At 48.6% G+C, this 21,273-nt stretch carries 20 protein-coding genes and 1 tRNA gene; 10 read left to right on the top strand and 11 right to left on the bottom strand.

Translation table 11 applies throughout. The features are described from left to right. Window positions 1-17 precede the first annotated feature (17 nt). Window positions 18-962 (bottom strand): helix-turn-helix domain-containing protein, encoded by a 945-nt coding sequence (locus VSX58_RS01740; protein ID WP_327616536.1) that lies wholly within the window; start codon window positions 960-962, stop codon window positions 18-20. A gap of 107 nt (window positions 963-1,069) precedes the next feature. On the opposite strand from VSX58_RS01740, the gene VSX58_RS01745 reads away from it, so the two are divergent. Then, complete coding sequence (locus VSX58_RS01745) at window positions 1,070-1,255, top strand: hypothetical protein (protein WP_327616537.1); 186 nt, start codon at window positions 1,070-1,072, stop codon at window positions 1,253-1,255. Between the two features lie 53 nt (window positions 1,256-1,308). Here VSX58_RS01745 and VSX58_RS01750 read toward each other — a convergent pair whose 3' ends face one another. The 4 genes from VSX58_RS01750 to VSX58_RS01765 form a co-directional block, all read right to left on the bottom strand. Then, window positions 1,309-2,181, bottom strand: coding sequence for a D-hexose-6-phosphate mutarotase (locus VSX58_RS01750; RefSeq protein WP_327616538.1), 873 nt, complete (start codon window positions 2,179-2,181; stop codon window positions 1,309-1,311). A gap of 130 nt (window positions 2,182-2,311) precedes the next feature. Beyond that, on the bottom strand, window positions 2,312-3,298 hold the full coding sequence (gene lacD, locus VSX58_RS01755) for a tagatose-bisphosphate aldolase (RefSeq protein WP_327616539.1): 987 nt from the start codon (window positions 3,296-3,298) through the stop codon (window positions 2,312-2,314). 52 nt (window positions 3,299-3,350) lie between these two features. Beyond that, entirely contained in the window at window positions 3,351-4,289 is a 939-nt protein-coding gene (locus VSX58_RS01760) for a hexose kinase (RefSeq protein ID WP_327616540.1), read from the bottom strand. A gap of 474 nt (window positions 4,290-4,763) precedes the next feature. Then, window positions 4,764-5,549, bottom strand: a complete 786-nt coding sequence (locus tag VSX58_RS01765; RefSeq protein WP_327616541.1) for a DeoR/GlpR family DNA-binding transcription regulator — start codon at window positions 5,547-5,549, stop codon at window positions 4,764-4,766. Between the two features lie 562 nt (window positions 5,550-6,111). Here VSX58_RS01765 and gatZ point away from each other — a divergent pair. From gatZ to VSX58_RS01790, 5 genes are read left to right on the top strand one after another with little or no spacing between them, the layout of a single operon-like run. After that, window positions 6,112-7,407 carry a tagatose-bisphosphate aldolase subunit GatZ gene (gene gatZ / locus VSX58_RS01770; RefSeq protein WP_327616542.1) on the top strand — a complete coding sequence of 432 codons (1,296 nt, stop codon included), beginning with the start codon at window positions 6,112-6,114 and terminating at the stop codon, window positions 7,405-7,407. After that, on the top strand, window positions 7,400-7,858 hold the full coding sequence (gatA, locus tag VSX58_RS01775; RefSeq protein WP_327616543.1) for a PTS galactitol transporter subunit IIA: 459 nt from the start codon (window positions 7,400-7,402) through the stop codon (window positions 7,856-7,858). The genes gatZ and gatA overlap by 8 nt, the downstream gene beginning before the upstream one ends. Before the next feature lie 36 nt (window positions 7,859-7,894). After that, window positions 7,895-8,179: a PTS galactitol transporter subunit IIB gene (gene gatB / locus VSX58_RS01780; protein WP_327616544.1), complete on the top strand. Its 285-nt coding sequence runs from the start codon at window positions 7,895-7,897 to the stop codon at window positions 8,177-8,179. Window positions 8,180-8,183: 4 nt separating this feature from the next. Continuing rightward, the gene (locus tag VSX58_RS01785; RefSeq protein ID WP_327616545.1) at window positions 8,184-9,554 is read left to right on the top strand and encodes a PTS galactitol transporter subunit IIC; all 1,371 of its coding nucleotides are present in this window, start codon (window positions 8,184-8,186) and stop codon (window positions 9,552-9,554) included. A gap of 53 nt (window positions 9,555-9,607) precedes the next feature. Next, a complete protein-coding gene (locus VSX58_RS01790) occupies window positions 9,608-10,645 on the top strand; it encodes a zinc-binding dehydrogenase (protein ID WP_327616546.1) in 1,038 nt (345 codons plus the stop codon). A 201-nt stretch (window positions 10,646-10,846) separates the two neighbouring features. On the opposite strand, the gene xylB is transcribed toward VSX58_RS01790, so the two are convergent. Then, complete coding sequence (gene xylB / locus VSX58_RS01795) at window positions 10,847-12,535, bottom strand: xylulokinase (protein ID WP_327616547.1); 1,689 nt, start codon at window positions 12,533-12,535, stop codon at window positions 10,847-10,849. Between the two features lie 439 nt (window positions 12,536-12,974). On the opposite strand from xylB, the gene VSX58_RS01800 reads away from it, so the two are divergent. Further along, on the top strand, window positions 12,975-13,382 hold the full coding sequence (locus VSX58_RS01800) for a SemiSWEET family sugar transporter (protein ID WP_327616548.1): 408 nt from the start codon (window positions 12,975-12,977) through the stop codon (window positions 13,380-13,382). Between the two features lie 323 nt (window positions 13,383-13,705). Here VSX58_RS01800 and VSX58_RS01805 read toward each other — a convergent pair. Both VSX58_RS01805 and VSX58_RS01810 read right to left on the bottom strand, forming a co-directional pair. Then, window positions 13,706-13,782 (bottom strand) — tRNA-Val (locus tag VSX58_RS01805). Between the two features lie 191 nt (window positions 13,783-13,973). After that, on the bottom strand, window positions 13,974-15,347 hold the full coding sequence (locus VSX58_RS01810; protein ID WP_327616549.1) for an MATE family efflux transporter: 1,374 nt from the start codon (window positions 15,345-15,347) through the stop codon (window positions 13,974-13,976). Between the two features lie 448 nt (window positions 15,348-15,795). On the opposite strand from VSX58_RS01810, the gene VSX58_RS01815 reads away from it, so the two are divergent. Beyond that, entirely contained in the window at window positions 15,796-16,431 is a 636-nt protein-coding gene (locus VSX58_RS01815; protein WP_327614485.1) for a riboflavin synthase subunit alpha, read from the top strand. A 78-nt stretch (window positions 16,432-16,509) separates the two neighbouring features. Here VSX58_RS01815 and cfa read toward each other — a convergent pair whose 3' ends face one another. Next, the gene (cfa, locus tag VSX58_RS01820; RefSeq protein ID WP_327616550.1) at window positions 16,510-17,670 is read right to left on the bottom strand and encodes a cyclopropane fatty acyl phospholipid synthase; all 1,161 of its coding nucleotides are present in this window, start codon (window positions 17,668-17,670) and stop codon (window positions 16,510-16,512) included. Window positions 17,671-18,130: 460 nt separating this feature from the next. Beyond that, window positions 18,131-19,162, bottom strand: coding sequence for an HTH-type transcriptional repressor PurR (gene purR, locus VSX58_RS01825; RefSeq protein ID WP_327616551.1), 1,032 nt, complete (start codon window positions 19,160-19,162; stop codon window positions 18,131-18,133). Between the two features lie 371 nt (window positions 19,163-19,533). Between purR and cydH the strand changes: the two genes are divergently transcribed. Beyond that, the gene (gene cydH / locus VSX58_RS01830) at window positions 19,534-19,623 is read left to right on the top strand and encodes a cytochrome bd-I oxidase subunit CydH (protein ID WP_327614482.1); all 90 of its coding nucleotides are present in this window, start codon (window positions 19,534-19,536) and stop codon (window positions 19,621-19,623) included. 98 nt (window positions 19,624-19,721) lie between these two features. On the opposite strand, the gene VSX58_RS01835 is transcribed toward cydH, so the two are convergent. Beyond that, on the bottom strand, window positions 19,722-20,573 hold the full coding sequence (locus VSX58_RS01835; RefSeq protein ID WP_327616552.1) for a C40 family peptidase: 852 nt from the start codon (window positions 20,571-20,573) through the stop codon (window positions 19,722-19,724). Between the two features lie 329 nt (window positions 20,574-20,902). Here VSX58_RS01835 and VSX58_RS01840 point away from each other — a divergent pair, with 329 nt between their 5' ends. Next, entirely contained in the window at window positions 20,903-21,253 is a 351-nt protein-coding gene (locus VSX58_RS01840; protein ID WP_327614480.1) for a Grx4 family monothiol glutaredoxin, read from the top strand. The last annotated feature ends 20 nt before the right edge of the window (window positions 21,254-21,273 follow it).

Genomic DNA, 21,273 nt, shown 5'->3' on the forward strand with positions numbered 1-21,273 from the left:
CCGTCAGCCCGGAGGATTCAGGACAAGGCGCTTTCCTGTTTTAACAATGAACTGGGCGCGTAGCCGAAGGCCTGGCGAAACGCGCGGCTGAAATGGGACAGATCCTTAAAGCCGAACTCCATCGCGACCTGAGACACGCTGCGCGCGCGTTTATCCTGCAGCGCATGGCGGCAGGCTAACAGCCGCTCTTGCCACACCATGGCCATCGGCGTTTTTTGCCGGGCGGAGAATGCCCGGACCACGGTGCGCGGCGAGACGTAGTGCGCTTTCGCGATCATTTCCAACGACAGATCCTCATCCTGCAAATGGGCGCGAATATAGCGCATGATTTTCTCGTACAGGTTGTCATAACGATCGCCGGCGTTATCGTTATCCGCCACTTGCAGACTAAAGACCAGCATATCCAGCATCATGTCGAAATACCTGATCGCCACGTCATCATGGGTCAGCAACATGGCGTTCGAGCTGGCCTGCAGCAGCATCTCGCGCAGCGGCGTCATGCCGGGCTGGCCGGCATCCAGCGCGATGGCGGTAAATTTCTCTACGTTAGGGAGACGCCGTATCAACAGCTGGCGCGGGATACGCAGGATATGCAGCGCCCGTGAGTCGATCTCGAAATTAAACTCTTTGGCCGAATCGTACAGCACCATGCTGCCGGTCGGCAGCACCGCCTGGCGGCCGCTTTGCTCAAAACGGGCCTGTCCCTGCTGCACCAGCCCCAGCCAGAGATCGTCGTTGGGGCCGCTGCGCAGATCCTGCGCCCCACGTTTCCAGCGATGCGGCGGCGCATTGAGCGTGCTGAGCGAAAGGGCGTTGATCGCTCGGAATTGCATTGATGCCACAAAGCCGCTCTCGGTTACCGGTCGATTTGATGCCTGTAGACAATGGCGACAAACTACCTCTGTCCAGTATTCAAAACGCTGCCCGTCGGCAATATTCTCAGTTGAATACACGATGGACATAATATTGGCCTCCACAGCACTTTTTAGGGAAATGGCGTGTTACACCGCTATCAGCGTACGTTTTCACATCGCATATGAATGCAATAACTATACCAACTGGTTTGCGTATGGAGGTGGGTGAAAATAAATTAAAAAACAATAAGATATATAAATTTGGCGTGTATGGAGACGTACGGCAGGCGAATCGTCCGGCGTTTATCGTGTTTATTGCGGTGCGTCTGCACTATATTACTGCAACATTATTGCAACGTGGCGGCCGCTCTGCGCGCTTAATCTTAGGTCTGTTTTTGTGAACCCCATCCGTGGAGTTATGGTGCCATCGGCGTTTTTTTACACCGTATGGCGATTATAATTTCTTAACCTGTACGCGCATGGCATACCTGGCCGGCGATGTTTTAGTCACGGTCAGGGGGGAATTAATTCGGGCCGTCTCGACGCAAACAAAATTTTTATATCCGTTATCAGGCATATCACTTATGGTGCGTGATAGCTCCGAGCCGGCATTCCATACGACGATGTCGCTCTGATTGGTGTGTGTGATTTCAATCGAACGGTTAAGAACGGGGTCATTTATGATGTTAACATCGGAAGATTGTGTGTAAATACGATCCGCGATATCGGTAAAAACCAGATCTCCTTGCATAGAAGATATTTTGTTTTGATTGACTCTATCGATATATTTATCACCTAATCCTTTAACGCTGATTTTATCAATATCGCCAATTAGGAAATAAGAGTGCAGTGCGCTGGTTATATGGTATTCGCCGTAACACGCTAATTCAACGCGGCACTGTTTTCCAATTTTAAAGTTAGCGATAAGCGTAAATTCGCGATCCCAATATTTACGCGTTTGCGGCGTATCGCGTAATGTGAATGTTAACATTACGCCATTTTCATCCTCGCTATGAGATGTAAATTCCCACGTTAATATTCTGGCAAATCCATGATTAGGTTTTGCACATGAACCAAACCATGGGAAACATATTGGTATGCCGCCGCGGATAGCGATATTTTCAGTAAAATTCGTATTATTACTCAACCAAAAAACCGGCTCTTCATTCGCCGGTCGCCAATCTATAAGATGGGCTCCTTGCAACGTTATCGCGGCGCTCGCCTGTGGATGTTCAATAACAATGACGGGGAGCTGATCCAGCTGACGTTGACTGATAGTCGGAGAAAATACTTTATCAATAGGAAGTTTAAAAATCATATCATTCATGGTCATGCCTGCGCTATTTATTGTTGATCGAAAATTAAACTTATTTTCATCATATTTAAAATTCTGTCGTACGAGCATAATAGCCCAAAAGTATTTAGGGCTATTATGGTATCCCTATGAAAAAGCAGTATTAAATTTTATCAAACCAAGACGATGCCGTATCTTTCAGCACTTCGTTGAGATCGTTAATATTTCTCTTACCCTGGGTTTGCAACCAATTTTTGGCCGCATCTTCACCTTCTTTAATAAAGGGCTCCACGCCATTTGCCCAAGTGGCGCGTCCGCACAAAACGCCGTTGAACGTTGAACCGGCTGTTTTGGCAAACCGGAGTGTTTCCTGAAACAGTTCGGCGCTGACGCCCGCGCTTAAGAAAATGAATGGCAGCGGCGAGGCTTCGGATTGTTCTCTGAAGTACTGGGCGGCTTGCTCCCTGGTATAAACATAATCATTTCCCGAAGCATAGCCTTCCACATATTTCATGTTGACCGGAACTTCCACTTTCAGTACATCGACCGCGTAGCGGGGTTTGGAAAACTCCTTCATCATCGCGTTAACTTTATGCGGTTTTACTTTCGCATACTCTTTGCCGCCGGTATCGGCATTGTTGGCGTCATAGGAAACCAGCTCAAGGTAGAACGGAATATCTTCTGCCGCGCACTCGGAGCCGAGGCGTTCGATAAACGCGTGCTTTTTATCGTTGATGTCGGCGCTTTCATCGATGTCATAATAAAGCAGGAACTTCGCAGCATCCGCTCCGGCTTCTTTCAGCCGTTTGGCCGACCAGACATTCAGCAGGTCGGGAAGCCGTCCCTTTTTAGTGGCGTCGTACCCCGTTTTTTCATAAGCCAGTAACAACCCGGCATTACTGCTTCTGGTTTTGGCGGCTGGCAGACCATATTCGGGATCTAACAGAATGGCGGATGCGTAAGGCGTCAGCTCTTTTGAAACCAATGTTTTGAAGTCGATAATATCTTTATCTTCAGCGCCCTGAGGTTTATGGGCCGAGATCATTTTCTTTAATGCGCCACGCTGATCAATTGCCAAAGCGGCAATTACTCCAGATTCATTTGATAACCTGAGCATGGCCTGTTTTTTCTGTTCGGTCATTTTGGTCATATTTAATTTACCTTTTAGTAAATGTTTTAATTGCGTAGGTCTAACGGCGCCGTCAATATGGATTGACGGTGATTTGGTCAAAAATGTTTTTATATAAGCACATGTTTATACAGCCGGTTTGCTCTTCAAGCGCATTAAGGACACCAAACGCCATGGCTTTTTTTAAAATATCTTCGAACGATTCATTATTGTTTATGCCAATTGCAAGGCCGGCGATGGTTGAATCTCCCGAGCCTACCGCATTGATTACTTTTATCCTGGGGACTTTAACCGAAAAATATTTATCTTTGACTTTTGCAAAAGCGCCATTTTTTCCCAGAGAGACAACAATCCACGGTATTTCTTGTAACGCATTATGGCTTTTTACAATATCAACAAAAGATTGAATGGAATTTAAATCAAGAGATTTTCCCGTAAGTTGCTCCAGTTCTTCTTTATTGGGTTTGATTAAATAGGGCAGCACGGAGCCTTCGATCGCTTTTTTCAGGCATTGTCCGGAGCAGTCGAGTAATACCTTTTTATTCTCTCTATTCGCCAGTTCTATCAGCTTTTGGTAAAAATCCTTTGGAACGCCAGAGGGTAAACTGCCCGAAATGGTAATTATTCTCGCTAACTTCTGTAGTTCTGAAAAATGGTTAACGAAATTTTCTTGTTCCGAAAGGGAAATAACCGGGCCGGATTCCAGGATTTCCGTCTGAAGTCCGCCGTGTAATATGGCGATACAGTTTCTGGATTCTTCGGCTACTGGGTAAAAATCATGTTTGATGTTGACATCGTCCAAACGTTTGGCGATGTAGCTCCCCAGTATTCCCCCCAAAAAACCTGTGGCCAGCACATCCTGATTAGCCAGTTTTATCACTCTTGTAACATTGAGGCCTTTGCCGCCAGCCTCTTTTCTGACGTCGGCCACTCGATTTACTGAATCGATGTCCAGTTGTTTTAAGGGATAAGAGATGTCCACCGAGGGGTTTAAAGTCACTGTCAGTATCATTTTGCCCACCTTATAAACAGATTCGCTGTGTTTCATCATACTAGCGAAGCAATAAAACACAATTCGAAACCAATTAAATATTGTCGATATCTTTCGATTTGTGTTGTTTGTTTTTTCTTTTTTTGAGCTTGATCACAAGTTTAAAGAAGCTATCGAAGGTTTTTGCGCAAGGTGGGCGAGGAGTAAGGTCATGGCTTAGAATTTGGCAATCAGGCGGAGCATAATCGGCTGGCAAAGTTAAGCCGGCCTGTATGTTTTATTAACGGGGAACGGCATCGTTTAGAGTATCTTGGCGGAGTAAGACTGAATAAGCTAAACCGGATAAAGGCTTCAATGAATTAGGGGAGGGAAAATATAAAACCAATTGATTTACATGAATAAATTATAGACGAATACAGTTGGCAAGGTGTGCCGCAGGCGTTAACGCCGCCGAATTTAGCGACGATTAACCCAGGGCGATAAAAATTTTCAATATCATGTTAGCTTAACTTCTTTCCCTAAGTTAATCAGGGTGTTTACATACTCTTCTGGCGCCATTGTATCTGTGATTATGGTATCTATTTTAGAAATGGGTAATACGTTGTTTAATCCTTTCTTCCCAAACTTAGATGAGTCCGTCACGACCACCACTTTTTGAGACACCGATGCCATAATGCCACTGATGGAATATCCCTCATTAAACGTGGTTATGCCATTTTCACAGTCCAGTCCGTCAGCGCCGACAAACATGATATTGGCTGAAACTTCTCCGATCGCATATTCCGCGACGCGGCCATGCAGGGAAACCGTTTTATGCCTGAGCATTCCGCCACAGACGATTAATGTGATATCCCGGTTGTCCGATAAAAGTAAAGCTGCGGGAAGATTATTGGTTATGATCGTGATGTTTTTCATCTTGACAAGCTCTTCGGCAAGAGATTTTGTCGTGCTGCCGCTGTCAAGGAGAACCGTATCGCCTTCATGGACCATCTTTGCCGCTTCTATGGCGATGCGCCTTTTAGGGTCTGCGGCGAGCATGTAACGATCGTTCAAACTAACTTCATCATTTTCATCTGATAACAGGGCGACCGGTACTTCTGAAGCCGATTTCGCCGCGCCCCCGTGAAAACGTATCAGTAGGCCTTTTTTCTCCAGGAGCCTCAAATCTGCACGTATTGTGACTTCCGTAACGCCAAATTGCGTTGAGAAATCGCTGACCAGCATGCTTCCGCTCGCGTTAACCATCTCGACAATCTTATTTCGCCTTTCATACGTATTCATTCGGGATAGTCTCCTGTAAAAGAATAATATTTTAAATCGAAAGATATAGAAAAGGAAGACAATTGATCGGGCGTGGGAGGACAAATGGGCGCTATATCATGAAGTCACGGCGAGCGATATTTACCATTTTTGCCGCGCGAATGGCGGCGGGGTATCCTCGGCAGCCTGTCCTTATGACATGAGGTTCGGTTAAATAATGTTTATTTATAATAAGTTATGTATTTTCCCCGCTCTTTCACGGCGCGATATATCGCGTAGGCGGTTTCTCTATCCGACCCATCTTTTCAGATGAGATGAACGGCGAAACTTGTGATTCCGCAAACGCAAAGCTTCCGTTTGCCGGTTTTTCCATGAAGCCGTAGTTAACGCTATTTTTTCAACATATCAAATGTTTATTAACACTCTCTTTGTGTGTTTTCAATTAAAATCAATATGTTATCTTTAATCGAAATATTTCGAAAGTAATGAGAAATATTCTTGATCGTCATCACATAACAAAAAGAAAGGATTTGTGTAATTATCGAAAAGTTACGATTGTATGCACACACACCTGGAGGATGGCATGAAACAGATTATTGACGCGCATAAGAAAGGTCTTGATATCGGAATTTGTTCTGTTTGTTCTGCTCACCCGTTAGTGATTGAAGCGGCATTACGTTTCGATCTGGGTTCTAACCGGAAGGTGCTGATAGAAGCGACTTCCAATCAGGTTAACCAGTTCGGCGGCTATACCGGGATGAAACCGGCGGATTTTCGGCAGTACGTGATTTCTATCGCCGATGCGGTCGGTTTTCCACAAGAGAGGCTAATTCTGGGAGGAGACCATCTGGGGCCAAACTGTTGGCAAAATGAGCCTGCCGAATGTGCCATGGAAAAGTCCAGGACTTTAATTGCCGAGTATGTCAGGGCCGGCTTCAGCAAGATCCATTTGGATGCATCGATGTCCTGCGCGGATGATCATGTTCCTTTGCAACCGGAAGTCGCGGCGAACCGCGCGGCGGAATTATGCCGCGTTGCGGAGGAGGTCGCGACGCCGGCGCAAAAGGCGCGGTTGACTTATGTTATCGGGACTGAAGTTCCCGTCCCCGGCGGCGAAGCCTCCGCAATCAAAGAGGTGCATATTACGCGCCCGTCAGATGCGGAGCGGACCATTAAACTGCATCACGCCGCATTTAACCAAGCCGGGCTAAGCGAAGCGATTGGCAGAATTATTGGTCTCGTTGTCCAGCCCGGCGTTGAATTCGATCACAGCAGCATCGTTCATTACGAACCGGCCAAGGCGGTTAATCTGAGCCGTTTTATTGAATCAACCCCGATTGTTTATGAGGCGCATTCTACCGATTACCAAACACGAACGGCCTACCGAGCGTTGGTAAAAGATCATTTCGCCATTCTCAAGGTGGGGCCTGCTCTGACCTTTGCCCTGCGGGAAGCGATTTTTGCTCTTGCAAGCATTGAACAGGAGTTGATATTTCCCGAGGAGAGAAGCCAGGTTCTGCCGGTTATCGAACAGGTGATGCTTGACGAACCCATATATTGGAAAAAATATTATCGTTCCGAATATTCACAGGCCCTGGTGGATATTCACTATAGCTTATCTGATCGTATTCGTTATTACTGGCCAAATAGCAGAATCACCAGCGCTATCGAAAAAATGATGAATAATCTAAAAAATACCGATATCCCCATTGGGTTGATTAGCCAATATTTGCCGAAACAATTCGAACGCGTATTAGCGGGAACGTTACCAATAGATCCCAAAGAACTCATTATTGACAAAATACAGGATGTCCTGCGCGACTATGCATTTGGTTGTGAACCTGGGATATCCGCAGGTAAGCGAGGTGAACATGTCTAATTATCGTCTTTTTGTGGCAACCGGTGTTGAATTTCAGGATTCAACCGAAGCACTTAAACATATCGGCGCCAGGATGCTGAAAGAAGGGGTGGTAAAGGCGACCTATCCCGCAGCGCTGCTGGAGCGTGAAGCCACCTATCCTACGGGAATAGCATTAGAGAATCACGCGGTGGCAATACCGCATTGCGAAGCCTCTCATGCCATAGAGCCGGCGATTTACCTGATTCGACCCGCAACGCCGGTGCCTTTTGCGCAGGCCGATGACGACGGTTTTATTCAGGCCCAATTGGTCATTGCCCTGGTTGTCACGCATCCCCAGGAGCAGCTAAAACTCCTTAAAGCATTATTCGGACAGCTTCAGCAGCCTAAATTTATAGAGGGCTTACTGTCTGTTCCGGAAAATAAGATCGCCGATTATTTTAAGCGTCAAATTTTCTCACCTGCTGTTTAATCTTAAATTCTGTACCTACTATAAAAGGAAAAAGCGATGAAACGTAAAATTATTGTGGCATGCGGCGGCGCGGTCGCGACTTCAACAATGGCTGCCGATGAAATTAAAGATCTCTGTGATGAAAATGGCATCGCGGTGGAATTAGTTCAATGTCGTGTTAATGAAATTGAAACCTATATGGATGGCGCCGATTTAATTTGCACCACCGCCCGTGTTGACCGTGAATTCGGTGATATTCCCGTTGTACATGGTATGCCTTTTGTTTCTGGTGTAGGCATTGATGAATTAAAACAAAAAATCCTGACCATTCTTCGGGGGTGATAGCATGTTTACTGACATCATGCGCTATATCCTCGATCTCGGGCCAACGGTTATGTTGCCCATAGTGATCATCATTTTCTCCGTTTGTCTGGGGATGAAGGTCGGGGACGCGTTTAAATCAGGTTTGCACATCGGTATCGGTTTTGTCGGCATCGGCCTGGTCATCGGACTTATGCTGGACTCGATTGGTCCTGCGGCTAAGGCGATGGCTGAAAATTTCCAGATTGGTCTGGACGTCGTCGATGTGGGATGGCCGGGATCCGCGCCGATGACATGGGCATCGCAGATCGCACTGATAGCGATACCCGTCGCCATTGCCGTTAACATCTTCATGCTCGTGACTAAAATGACGCGCGTGGTGAATGTCGATATCTGGAATATCTGGCATATGACCTTTACCGGTGCGATGGTGCATCTTGCCACCGGTTCATACTGGTTGGGCATACTTGGCGTGGTGGTTCACGCCGCGTTTGTTTACAAGCTGGGCGATTGGTTTTCAAAGGATACGCGGAATTTCTTCAATCTTGATGGTATCGCCATACCGCACGGCACATCTGCCTATATGGGGCCGATCGCCGTCCTAGTGGATGTTATTATTGATAAAATTCCCGGTCTGCGGCGGATTCACTTTAGCGCTGATGACGTTCAGAAGCGGTTCGGCGCGTTTGGTGAGCCTGTAACCGTAGGCTTTGTCATGGGACTCATCATTGGTTTCCTTGCGGCCTATGATGTGAAAGATGTATTACAACTGGCGGTTAAAACGGCGGCTGTCATGCTGTTGATGCCGCGCGTAATCAAACCCATCATGGATGGGCTCTCTCCGATTGCCAAACAGGCAAGAAAAAGGCTGCAGGCAAAATTTGGCGGACAGGATTTCCTGATTGGCCTGGATCCGGCTCTGTTGCTCGGGCAGACATCGGTGGTATCCGCCAGCCTGATCTTCATTCCGCTGTCTATTTTGATCGCCGTACTGTTGCCCGGAAATAAAGTGCTGCCCTTCGGGGATCTTGCGACTATTGGTTTTTTCGTCGCGATGGCGGTGGCCGTACACCAGGGAAATTTATTCCGGACGCTGATTTCCGGGATCATCATTATTAGCATAACCCTCTGGATCGCCACGCAAACTATTGGTCTGCACACGCAGCTGGCGGCGAACGCCGGGGCGCTGAAAACCGGCGGTTCGGTGGCCTCCATGGATCAGGGCGGTTCGCCGATCACTTATCTGCTGATTCAGTTATTAACCTGGCAGAACGTGTTAGCGCTGTGCGTTATCGGCATCATCTATGCTCTCGGCATTTTCCTGACCTGGCGAAGAGCGCATATCCCCGAAGTCAGCGCTGAAACGCCGCTATCAGAAAGTCGTCCGGATGCATAAATCATATCGGGGAGGTGCTTCCTCCCCATTCTATTAGGAGTAGGAGAGTGAATATGAAATCTGTCGTAGTACACGCTGGTGGCAGCGTTTCGGTTGAAGACAAACCGATGCCTCAAATTCAATCAGCTGATGACGTTCTGGTAAAAGTGCGTTGCTCTGGCCTTTGTGGTTCCGATATTCCCAGGATTTTCCATAACGGCGCGCATTTTTATCCCATCACTCTTGGCCATGAATTTAGCGGCGTCGTCGTTGAAACCGGCAGCGGCGTCGACGATCTTAATAAAGGCGATCTCGTATCCTGCGTCCCGTTAAAACCCGAGTTCGACAGTCCCGAGGGGCGCAGGCAGCTATGGTCGCAATGTAAATATGAATTTATCGGTTCAAGGATTGACGGCGGAAACAGCGAATACATTGTCGTGCCGCGCAGCAACCTGTTTTTGCTGCCGCCGGGCACGACGCCTACCGAAGGCGCTTTTTTCGAACCCATGACGGTCAGCCTGCACGCAATGGAGCTGGCCGGCGGCTGTCAGGATAAAGAGGTTATTATCATCGGCGCCGGCACTATTGGGTTACTGGCAATGCAGAGCGCCGCGGCTTTAGGTGCAAAATCGGTTACTGCCATTGATATCAATCCGGAACGCTTGGCGCTCGCGAAGCGTCTTGGCGTGAATTATGTCTACAATAGCGTGGAAATGAGCGCGGACGATATCAGTAACGCGCAGAAAGCGCGTCGGTTCGATCAGTTGATCCTTGAAACGGCCGGGGTGCCTCAAACAGTAGAACTCGCAATCAAGATTGCCGGTCCGCAGGCGCAGATTGGATTAATTGGTACGTTACACAATGGACTGTCATTAAGCGACAAAACATTCGGCCTTATTTTGCGCAAGGAGCTGAGAATATTAGGCAGTTGGATGAACTATTCCGGGGAGTGGCCTGGCGTTGAATGGAAAACTGCGACTCGCTTATTTACTGAAGGAAAGATTAATCTATCCGCGTTGATTGCTGTTCAGGGAAACCCCGAAGTGTATATCGATGCGGTGAAAGCGCTTGACGGCAGGCCGATGAACGGAAAAATCATGCTCGAATTTTAAAATAGCGACAAAGCTGGCTGAGCATAAAACTTTCCTATATCTATTTTTCACAATCGTTAATCTTGAATGCCGTGTTGCACATGGTCATAAGTATAATGTATTAATGGTCTTAAGGTCATGACGATCGTTGTGGCCTTTTTTATGCTAAGCCGGATTACGTAAATAAAGGGAAGCCGTTTTTATTTCCCGTACTGTGGCGCTTTATCTATTTAAATAATCGATTTTAATTTTATCAACCGCGGCATGATATGCATCATAAATATCTTTATATATATCATTTGCTCTGCTGTTTGGTTCAATTATGATTATTGAGGTTGACGTCGTTTTGAGAAAGTCGGGGATGCAGTATTCTAGCTCATTCGGTTCATCGTTGATAGAAACACAAAAGCACCAATGGGCCTGAATTGCCGCGCCGAGGGCTGCGGCATCTGGAATTAATGGTTTGGCTACGTTAATCCCCGTAATATCAGCGATCATTTGGCACCAGGTAGGGCTGTTAGAGCCGCCGCCGATTAAATTGATTCTATCGAAACGCAAATTGCATTTGTTAAAAATATCGATGCCACGACAAAGGTTGAATGTGACGCCTTCAACTACCGCCCGTAATAAATGGGGTTTGGTGAAATTGACCATAGTCATTCCGGTCAGGCTCCCTGTGATGCCCGGCAAATTGGGCAGGCGGGCGCCATTTAACCAGGGGAACGAGGATAAACCTTCGGCGCCAGGGACGCTTGCTTTGAGATAATTTTCAAAGTCGACAAATGAAATGTCCATCAATTGACGAAACGAATTTATTGCGTTAGTTACGTTCATCGTACTTACCAAGGGCAGCCAGCTGCCTGAAGATGAGCAAAATGTATTAATGTCCCTGTGTTTATTGCTGTCGATCTGTTTTTTCTGACAGGTGGATAATGTGCCTGAGGTCCCCAGACTCATCGTCAGTTGTCCTTCGGCTATATTGCCAGTGCCAATCGCGGACATCATATTGTCTCCGCCGCCGCTGGAAACAACGATTCCTTTATTAAGACCCAACAAGCGAGCCGCCTTTTCTGATAAGTATCCGTGAGGCTGGTGTGATTGAATTATTCTGGGAAGTTTTGGATATAAAGAGGGTTCGATTAAGTCAACTGCGGATTTGCACCATGTTTTTTGTACCGTATCAAAGTATCCGGTGCCAGAGGCGTCCCCAGGCTCGGCGCAATACTGACCGGTGAGGAAAAAATTTATGTATTCGTGAGGTAAAAGTATTTTTGCGATTTTATTGAAGTTAAAACGCTCGTTTTCTTTAATCCACAGGAGTTTTCCCAGGGTAAATGCGACAGGAATTTGTATCCCTAGCACATCGGATAGCTTTTTCTGGTAGGTCTCTTCATATTTATGCAGATAGTGCTGTAGCTGACTTTCGCATTCCGTGTCACACCATAATTTGGCGGGGCGAATGACCACATCGTTTTTATCTAAAATCACCAGTCCGTGCTGTTGTCCGGAAACGCCGATGCCGTTTACTTCCTTGGGCGAAATATGAGCCCTAGCTAGGACATCCTTTATACCTGCTTGCAGCGCATCAAGCCAGTCATGCGGATTTTGTTCCTTTTGACTGTGGCGATGGCTAATGAGTTTATGCACATTATAACTTGCGGTCATAACTTTTTGCGTTTTTTCATTCCACAGTAAAACCTTAGTACCCTGTGTACCACAATCAATTCCCAAGAACATAAATCCTCCTGCCGGTAAGATGAGTGGAAGTGATTGATAAGAGCATTTATTATAAAAATAACGTTTTTTAATAAGCGATCTTTTATCACATGAAGCAAAAAACGTGCTGTTATAATAATATTTTACTGGGCAGGTGTCATCAAAAATCACATGAGATATATGGTGATATGACATATCTCTCTTTTCAATCTGTGATTTATAAACCGCTAACCGTTTTTATGCGGTGACTGCGGGTGGTTTTATATTTTCGCCGCTTGTTTTTAATAAGGTGAAATATTGACGCGATGAGAAAAATGTATTTTACTTGTTTTCTGTTCTATTCTATGGCAATGTGATTATATAGGTTGATAGGGGATAGTGATAAAACAATCTTATTACCATGCTGATGATGACGGTTGGTACTATTTATTTTCAATAGTTCGCTTTTCCGATCTGTTTTCGTGCCTGCCCGCTTCTCAGCCTCCGCTTTGCATATTGATTTTTCTTTTATGCAAAATTTGAGGCGATCTGTTGAACACGCCGATTCATACCCTATTTGTATAAATTGAAATTTTTTCAATCGACAACCCACATGGGATAATGATGCATGCATACTCTTCGATAAGGAAAACTGATGAAAAATATAGTAGTTGTTTTCGCTACAATTATTTTGTGCGTTATCTCCGTTTTTTCTCTTTTCCGTTGGCCATTGGCGCTCGGGTCACTGGCGGCATGGATAACCACGGGATCTTTTGTCCTGCAGGTGATTCATATTTTGAAGAACCGGGATACCAGCGGATTATCAATAGGCATGTGGGCCGCGCTTTTCTTCGGCGTCACCTGTTGGTCGGCATATGGTTTTAAGCTTAATGATTACCCGTTATTAATAGCAAATAGCATCACGGCGGTAATGGCGTTGACGGTTATTATATTAAAGCTCTGGAATGAACGTCCTCGCAGAGATCCCAATGCGCGGAAATTGCGACGCATCCCTCATGTCATACTTAGACCAAGAATAAAAAGAGTCCGGCCGATAAAATAAATATTATTGTAAACAATGGGTTACTTATATTTGTGTCTTTGTGAAATATTTTTGTCGCGCGCTTAATACTAGTGAGAGTAATCATTTTTTAAACGAGAGCGATTATTATCATCAATGGATATCCATATAACTATATCGTTTTGTTCTGACTTGTTTTAACGCATATGGCTTAACCCAAAAACGGCGGCGGCGCGCTGTTTGGGCATCCCTCAAACGCACTGAAGAAGGTAGAATTCAGCGCAAGCGGTTGGAACATGAAGGGATGATTTTCATAGCTGCTTCAATGGGATATAAATATCGGCAAACGTCTATGGAACAAGAAATGGTGCGTTCTAATGGACTCGAACCATCGACCCCCACCATGTCAAGGTGGTGCTCTAACCAACTGAGCTAAGAACGCATATAAGAGAAGTCACGTGCCGTAAAACCGACTGGCTGTCCGACAGCGGGGACGAATATTAACGGGCGCGGTTGCTGCTGGCAAGAGGGAAAATGCAAATTTGCGTCATTGAACGGTGCGATTGCTGCGCTTCTATCCATCTCGCTGTTTTTTCAGCCATTCGGCGCCATCCGTGGCGACCGATCGCGCAATCAGCGTGCGGCGCGCGCCAGTATTCGCGCGGTCGGCTGGCGCTGGAGCAAACGAATCCTCGCGACCATCATAACGGCGGAGGCGGTCAGGCCGATGATGAATCCGCACCAGAAGCCCGCGGGGCCCATGCGCGGAACGATATAGTCGGTTAACGCCAGCAGGTAGCCGCTGGGGAGCCCCAATATCCAGTAGGCGACGAAGGTAATATAGAAGATCGAGCGGGTATCTTTATAACCTCTCAGTACGCCGCTGCCGATAGTCTGTATGGCATCCGATATTTGGTATACGGCGGCCAGCAGCATTAGCTGCGACGCCATCGCCACCACCGCCGGGTCCTGGTTGTACAGGCGGGCGATCGGTTCGCGCAATATACCGCTAAACATGGCGGTACAGAACGCCAGCGCCACGCCGCACAGGATACCGGTGGAAGAGGCGATGCGCGCGTTCTCGACCGATCCTTCTCCCAGCCGGTGGCCGACGCGAATGGTGGTCGCAATGCCGACGGACATCGGCAGCACGAACATCAGGGAACTGAAGTTGAGCGCAATCTGGTGTCCGGCGACGTCAACCACGCCAAGCGGCAGCACCAGCAGCGCCACCACGGCGAATAGCGTCACTTCAAACAGCAGCGCCAGCGCGATAGGCAGTCCCAGGGTGAATAGCCGTTTTAGCGCCGGCCAGTCGGGTTTGAAACCGGGCTGCTGTAGCTTGATGTCCCGCAGCCAGGCGGCGCGTTTGCTGTAGAGCGCCATCAGCAGGAACATAATCCAGTAAACGGAGGCGGTGGCGACGCCGCAGCCCACGCCCCCCAGCTCCGGCATGCCGAATTTGCCGTGAATCAGGATATAGTTGATCGGCATATTGATTAATAACCCGATGAAACCAATGATCATTCCGGGCATGGTTTTCGACAGCCCTTCGTTTTGACCGCGTAAAACCTGGTAAAAAAGGTAGCCCGGCACGCCCCAAAGCAGCGCCTGCAGATAGCCGACGGCCTTGTCCACCAGTTCGGGGGAGTCGTCATTCATCAGGCGGATAATATGCTCTCCCTGATAGAGCGCCAGCATGGTCAGCAGGGAAACGACCGAGGCCAGGAAAAACGCTTGTCTAATCTGATGCGCGATACGGTCGCGGCGGCCGGAACCATTTAACTGCGCCACAACGGGAATGAGCGCCATAAGCAGGCCGTGCCCGAAAAGAATGGCCGGCAACCAGATTGAGGTGCCGACGGCGACGGCCGCCATATCGGTGGCGCTGTACGCCCCGGCCATGATGGTATCCACTACCCCCATGGATGTTTGAGACACCTGCGCGATGATGACAGGGATCGCGAGCGCTAATAATTTACGCGCTTCCGACAGATACTTCTGCACAAATACCTACCTTGAATTGACGAACTTATACCCGTCATACTGCAAGCTGCATGAGCGTTGGCTTTGTTACTCGCCCCATCCGCGGGGCTCGCCCCGTTCGGGGTCAGCGCAAGCGCTGTTCAAAAACGCTTTGGCGTTTTTGTCCTGCGACTCGAATTATTTAGGGTATAGCGAGATGATTAAATGTGGATGGACACACTGATACCACGAATAGCGATAAGCGTATTATTGTAACGGCTTGGCGGAAGTAAATCAGCTTACCGGAAAATAAATTAATCAAAGGTTCAAGAAAGGTTTAAATATATACCGATGATTGGCCGTCAGGTTTGGTTTTCATCGTAATATGGGGCAAACTGCAGGATTGTTATTGATGACGAGCGGCAATAGACAGTTGCCCGTATCGCTTCGCGCTCATTCCATTTACATCTTTCTTTGAGAGGCAGGCCGTATGTTTACCGGTATTGTTCAGGGCACCGCGCCGGTGGTGTCTATTGATGAAAAAGTCAATTTTCGCACCCATGTTCTTCAACTGCCGCCTGAGCTATTGCCGGGATTGGTGCCCGGCGCTTCAGTGGCCAACAACGGCTGCTGCCTGACGGTCACGTCGGTAAATGGCGATCGCGTGAGTTTCGATCTGATGAAAGAGACGCTCAGACTGACCAACCTGGGTGATATCGTGGAAGGCGACAGCGTCAACCTTGAGCGTGCGGCAAAGTTCGGCGATGAGATCGGCGGGCACGTTATGTCCGGTCATATCATCTGCACGGCGGAGGTGGCGAAAATTCTGGTTTCAGAAAACAACCATCAAATTTGGTTCCGCCTGGCGGATGAATCGCTGATGAAGTATGTGTTGCATAAAGGTTTTATCGGCATTGACGGCATAAGCCTGACCATCGGCGAAGTGACCCGCAGCCGCTTCTGCGTTCATCTGATCCCCGAAACGCTAAACCGCACCACGTTGGGACAAAAGCGGCTGGGGCAAAGGGTGAATATCGAAATCGATCCGCAAACCCAGGCCGTGGTGGATACGGTAGAGCGGGTCTTGGCCAGCCGGCAGGTGAACGATCCGGCCAGCGAAGAGTAACCCGGCGACCGCCAGGGGAGGCGGGGCGAAAAAAAACCGCCCATGCGTTTTCCCTGGGCGGTTCGATGGCGCAGGCGATTAGCGCGGAACGCGTATCCCGCCTTCAACGCCGTCCTTACTGAAAAGCACCTGCCAGAGCTGAATATTCCGGGCGCGGAACGCGCCGGCGCAGGCGTTGAGGTAGTAGCTGAACATACGGCGGAAGCGTGCGGAATAACGCTCGGAAAGCTCAGGCCAGTGCTGCTGGAAGCGTTCGAACCAGGCCATCAGCGTGCGATCATAGTCGGCGCCGAAATTATGCCAGTCTTCCATCACCATATAGGGCTCGCTGGCGCGCGCGACATGCTGAACGGAGGGGATACAGCCGTTGGGGAAAATGTATTTGTTAATCCAGGGATCAACTTCCGAGTCGGTTTTTTGGGCGCCGATGGTGTGCAGTAAAAACAGGCCGTCGGGCTTAAGGTTCTTATTGACGATACGAAAATAGGTATCGTAATTCTTGGGGCCGACATGCTCAAACATGCCGACGGAAACGACCCGGTCAAACTGCAAATCCAAATCGCGGTAGTCCTGCAATAAAATCGTAACGTCCAGATCCCGACAGCGCTGCTGGGCCAATTTTTGCTGCTCTTTGGAGATGGTTACGCCTACGACGGAGACGCCATAGCGACGGGCGGCGAATTCGGACAATCCCCCCCAGCCGCAGCCGATATCCAATAGCTTCATCCCCGGCTTCAGCTGGAGCTTTTCGCAGATCATTTGCAGCTTGTCCTCCTGCGCCTGTTCAAGCGTGGCGGCCTGTTTCCAGTAGCCGCAAGAGTATTGCATGTAAGGGTCCAGCATTAGCGTAAAGAGGTCGTTGCCTAAATCATAATGCTCTTTGCCGACGATCCAGGCGCGTCTTTTCGACTGCAGATTAATCGCCCTTGCGGCGATGACGCGCACAATGTCTTTCAGATGGTGGGGGACCTTTTTATCCAGACCGGCGCGCAGTATGCGATGAAAGAATATATCCAGCCTGTCGCATTCCCACCATCCGTCCATATAGCTTTCGCCCAATCCCAGAGAGCCTTCACGCAATACGCGTTTAAAAAAATCGGGATTTTTTACCTTAATATCAAAAGGGCGGGAGCCGTTGATTTTGATATCGGCCGTGTCCAGCATTTCACGAACAATTTGAAACCAGGAGTCGCCACGGCTTCCTACTCCTTCTACGTCCTCTACACACGATGAACTCATAATTTCTCCCTACCTTGCTGCTCACGGTGAAAAACGGCAAGGAAAGCATAGACAATTTTTTACCCAATATCGGCATCGGTGGGTATCACCCATCGTCTACCCTCTGAATAACAAGAGGAAAATGAAGAGAAAAAGCCGGTACGCAAATACGTAGGGGCACTCATCCTTAAAATAAATACGCACATCCGATATGCGCTCGCACTATACCCTTCATACTTCGAGCCGCAGGCGCGTTGATGAAGAGTCGTTTATCTGAACAAGCTCATCGGGCGCACCCCTGCCGCTTTCCTGCGTTCGACATCTGTTGGGTATCAAGGATAGTGAATAAAAGAGATAAAAATGCTTGTTGTCGTTGAACCGCTAATTAGTTTATGACTGCTTCAGCCAGGGTACAAGTATAAATTGGCTGAAGCAGAGTAGGGGCATATGGCTTTGGCAGGGGATAAAACCGCGTGCGTTCTCAGGAATAGCGGCGATAATCGCGGAACGGGCCGTCGGCGACGGAACGGCGCTCGATTAGCGTAGGGTGAACCTCGATGACCTGTGCCTCTTCGCGTTTGCTGGTGATACGGTCTAAAAGCATCGACAGGGCGGACTGTCCCAGGCGTTCTTTCGGCTGGTGAATAGTGGTCAGCGCCGGAGTGAAAAAGCGGGCGTGGCGCACATTGTCGTAGCCGATGACTGATATATCCTGAGGAACGCGCAGCCCTAACTCATCCGCCGCGCAGATTGCGCCCATCGCCATAATATCTCCGCCGCAGAAAACGGCCGTGGGGCGATGTTTCTGCGCCAGAATTTGCTGCATCGCTTTATAGCCGGATTCGGGCTCGAAATCGCCTTGCACGATCCATTCATCATGAATCTGAATCTCGGCGTCTTTCAGCGCTTTTAAAAAGCCGAGATAGCGTCCGCTGCCGGTATTCCGCTCCAGGGTACCGTGAATGGCGCCGATCTCCCGGTGACCGCGTTCGATAAGATAACGCCCCGCCATATAGCCGCCTTCAAAAGCGTTATCAATAATGGTATCGGTAAAATCGCTGTGGGCTTCGCCCCAATCCATCACCACCATCGGAATACTGCGGTAGTCTTCCAGCATGGCGAGTAATTTAGGCGGGTATTCGGCGCACATCACCAGCAGGCCGTCGACGCGCTTTTGCGCCAGCATCGAGAGATAGGCGCGCTGCTTATCGATGTCGTTATGCGAATTGCACAAAATCATCGTGTAGCCTTTGGCATAGCAGCCGTTTTCCACGGCTTCGATGATCTCCGCAAAGTAGGGCGCTTCGCTGGAGGTCGCCAGCAGGCCGATGGACTTGGTGTTATTCACCTTAAGGCTGCGCGCCACGGCGCTGGGGGAGTAGTGTAATTCTTTAATGGCGGCCCTGACGGCCGCTTTGGTTTCTTCGGCGACGAAACGTGTTTTATTTATCACGTGCGATACGGTTGTGGTCGAAACGCCCGCGCGCTTCGCCACATCTTTGATCGTTGCCATGTAACAATGACTCCTAACCGACTCGTTATGGTCGTATGTATATAGTTAATCGTTTGCCTGCGTTTAACGTTCTCTTTCTATGTAAAAAAACAGAATTTCACAGGGAGAATGCCGAATGTTGTACCTGAAGGGGCAAGGCTGACTTTTTCAACCAATACGCGGCGTGTCGTCAAACAGCGAATTTTGTCCGATCTGACACGAAAGTGAAAGCGGTAATTTATCTATTAGTGATACGCCGGTACGAGTTTTTTTAGTCGGGCTATGAAACAATTGCTATTGTTATATAAGACCTGCTTTCGCCCGCCATAAAGTTCCGGCGTTAAAGTCGGTTAATATTTTTTCTGTTCATTTTTGTAACAAAGGAGATGCCGATGGATGCCGATCTGAAAATTTCTCTGCTGGCCACCGTTGGTGCGTTGGTGCTTATTATTGCGTTCAGCTTCGTCGCGGTATTGAATTAATCGCTATCGAGCCGCCTTGCGTTTTACTCTCGCTATATGCTTCGGGCGCGTTTTAAACGGTAAAACGCGCCCGAATATTTTGCGATGCGGCCCGCTGCTTAGCGAATGGTCTGCGGCGTGACGACGCGCCGCGCGCCGACATAGTGATCCTGCCAGTAATCCTCGTTCAATTTACTGATGCGGATATCGGAGCCCGTCCGCGGCGACTGAATGAACTTTCCGTTACCCACATAGACGCCAACGTGATCGGCGGCGCCGCGGTTATTGATGCGGAAGAAAACCAAATCGCCGCTTTCCAGTTCGCTCTTTTTGATCGGCGCGGCGTCGCGCAAATGGTACATCTCATTCGCCGTGCGCGGGATGGGGATTTTCACCACGTCTTTGTATGCGTAATAGACCAGTCCGCTGCAGTCGAATCCGGTGAAGGGCGATGAGCCGCCCCAATGATAGGGTTTGCCCACTTGTCCCATCAGCTTATTCATCGCGGTCAATTTGGCGTGCTGATAGCGTTTTTTATGCGCTTCGCTCAGGGTTAGCTCTTTTTCCGCCGCGCCTTTTAGGCCGCTTTTTACTTTGGCGCGCGAGGAGGAGGCGTAACGCGCTTCATTTTTTAAATGTAACGCCTTGAGGTTTTTCTTAATCAGCGCCGGCGTGTCGTTTTTCATTTTCGAACGGGGTGATTCCTGCTTATGCCCGGCGAGGTGAATGACTTTAATTTTATTATTCGTCGCGCCGTTGGCCTTGGCGCTATCCGTCGCTTTGCTTTTTGTTTTTACCGGCGCGGGCGATTTCTGACCGTTTTTCTTCGCCTGCTTATTTTTTCTATGCTCGCCGTCGCTGCTCACGCTGGCTTTGCGCGGCGGCGAATTCGGCGTATGAGGCGCCGCCTGCGCCACATTCAGGAATAGGTTACTGAAAAACAATATAAAAAAGGTAATAAACAAGCGCATGATAGCCGTGGTCGTTCGTCGTTATTAACTCACTGAGTCCGCACAGTATTCCCGAAAACGGCATGATAAAAAAGTGGGCGCGGCCTCTTTATTTATACAGAATAGTGAAAAAAAGTTAATGGCGGTTTTTTTATGACCATTTACCCCCGCTGGGCGGGCGGCGCGGCGGCGGGGTAAACGGATACCCACACAAAAAATGGCGTTTTTTTGTGGTCTCCGCCGTCGGTACAATATCGCCGAGTGGATGGCCCTGTAGCGGCACATCTGATAAATGCTCGTGGTTAATGCACGTGACGTTAGCCATCTTAAAGGTTTAAGGAAGCAAGAGAATGACGACAACGACAATTGAAAAAATTCAGCGTCAGATCGCTGAAAACCCGATCCTGCTGTATATGAAAGGCTCACCTAAATTGCCGAGCTGCGGATTTTCCGCTCAGGCGGTACAGGCGTTGTCTGCTTGCGGCGAACGTTTTGCCTATGTCGATATCCTGCAAAATCCGGATATTCGCGCCGAGCTGCCTAAATACGCCAACTGGCCGACATTTCCCCAACTGTGGGTCGACGGCGAGCTGGTCGGCGGCTGCGATATCGTTATTGAAATGTATCAGCGCGGCGAACTGCAGCAATTGATTAAGGAAACGGCGGAAAAATATAAACCCCAGCAGGAAGGGCAGGAGTAATTCGGCGCGCAGCGGATAGC

Origin of the sequence: Brenneria populi (assembly GCF_036016195.1) — a bacterium.
Taxonomy (GTDB): Bacteria; Pseudomonadota; Gammaproteobacteria; order Enterobacterales; family Enterobacteriaceae; genus Brenneria; species Brenneria populi.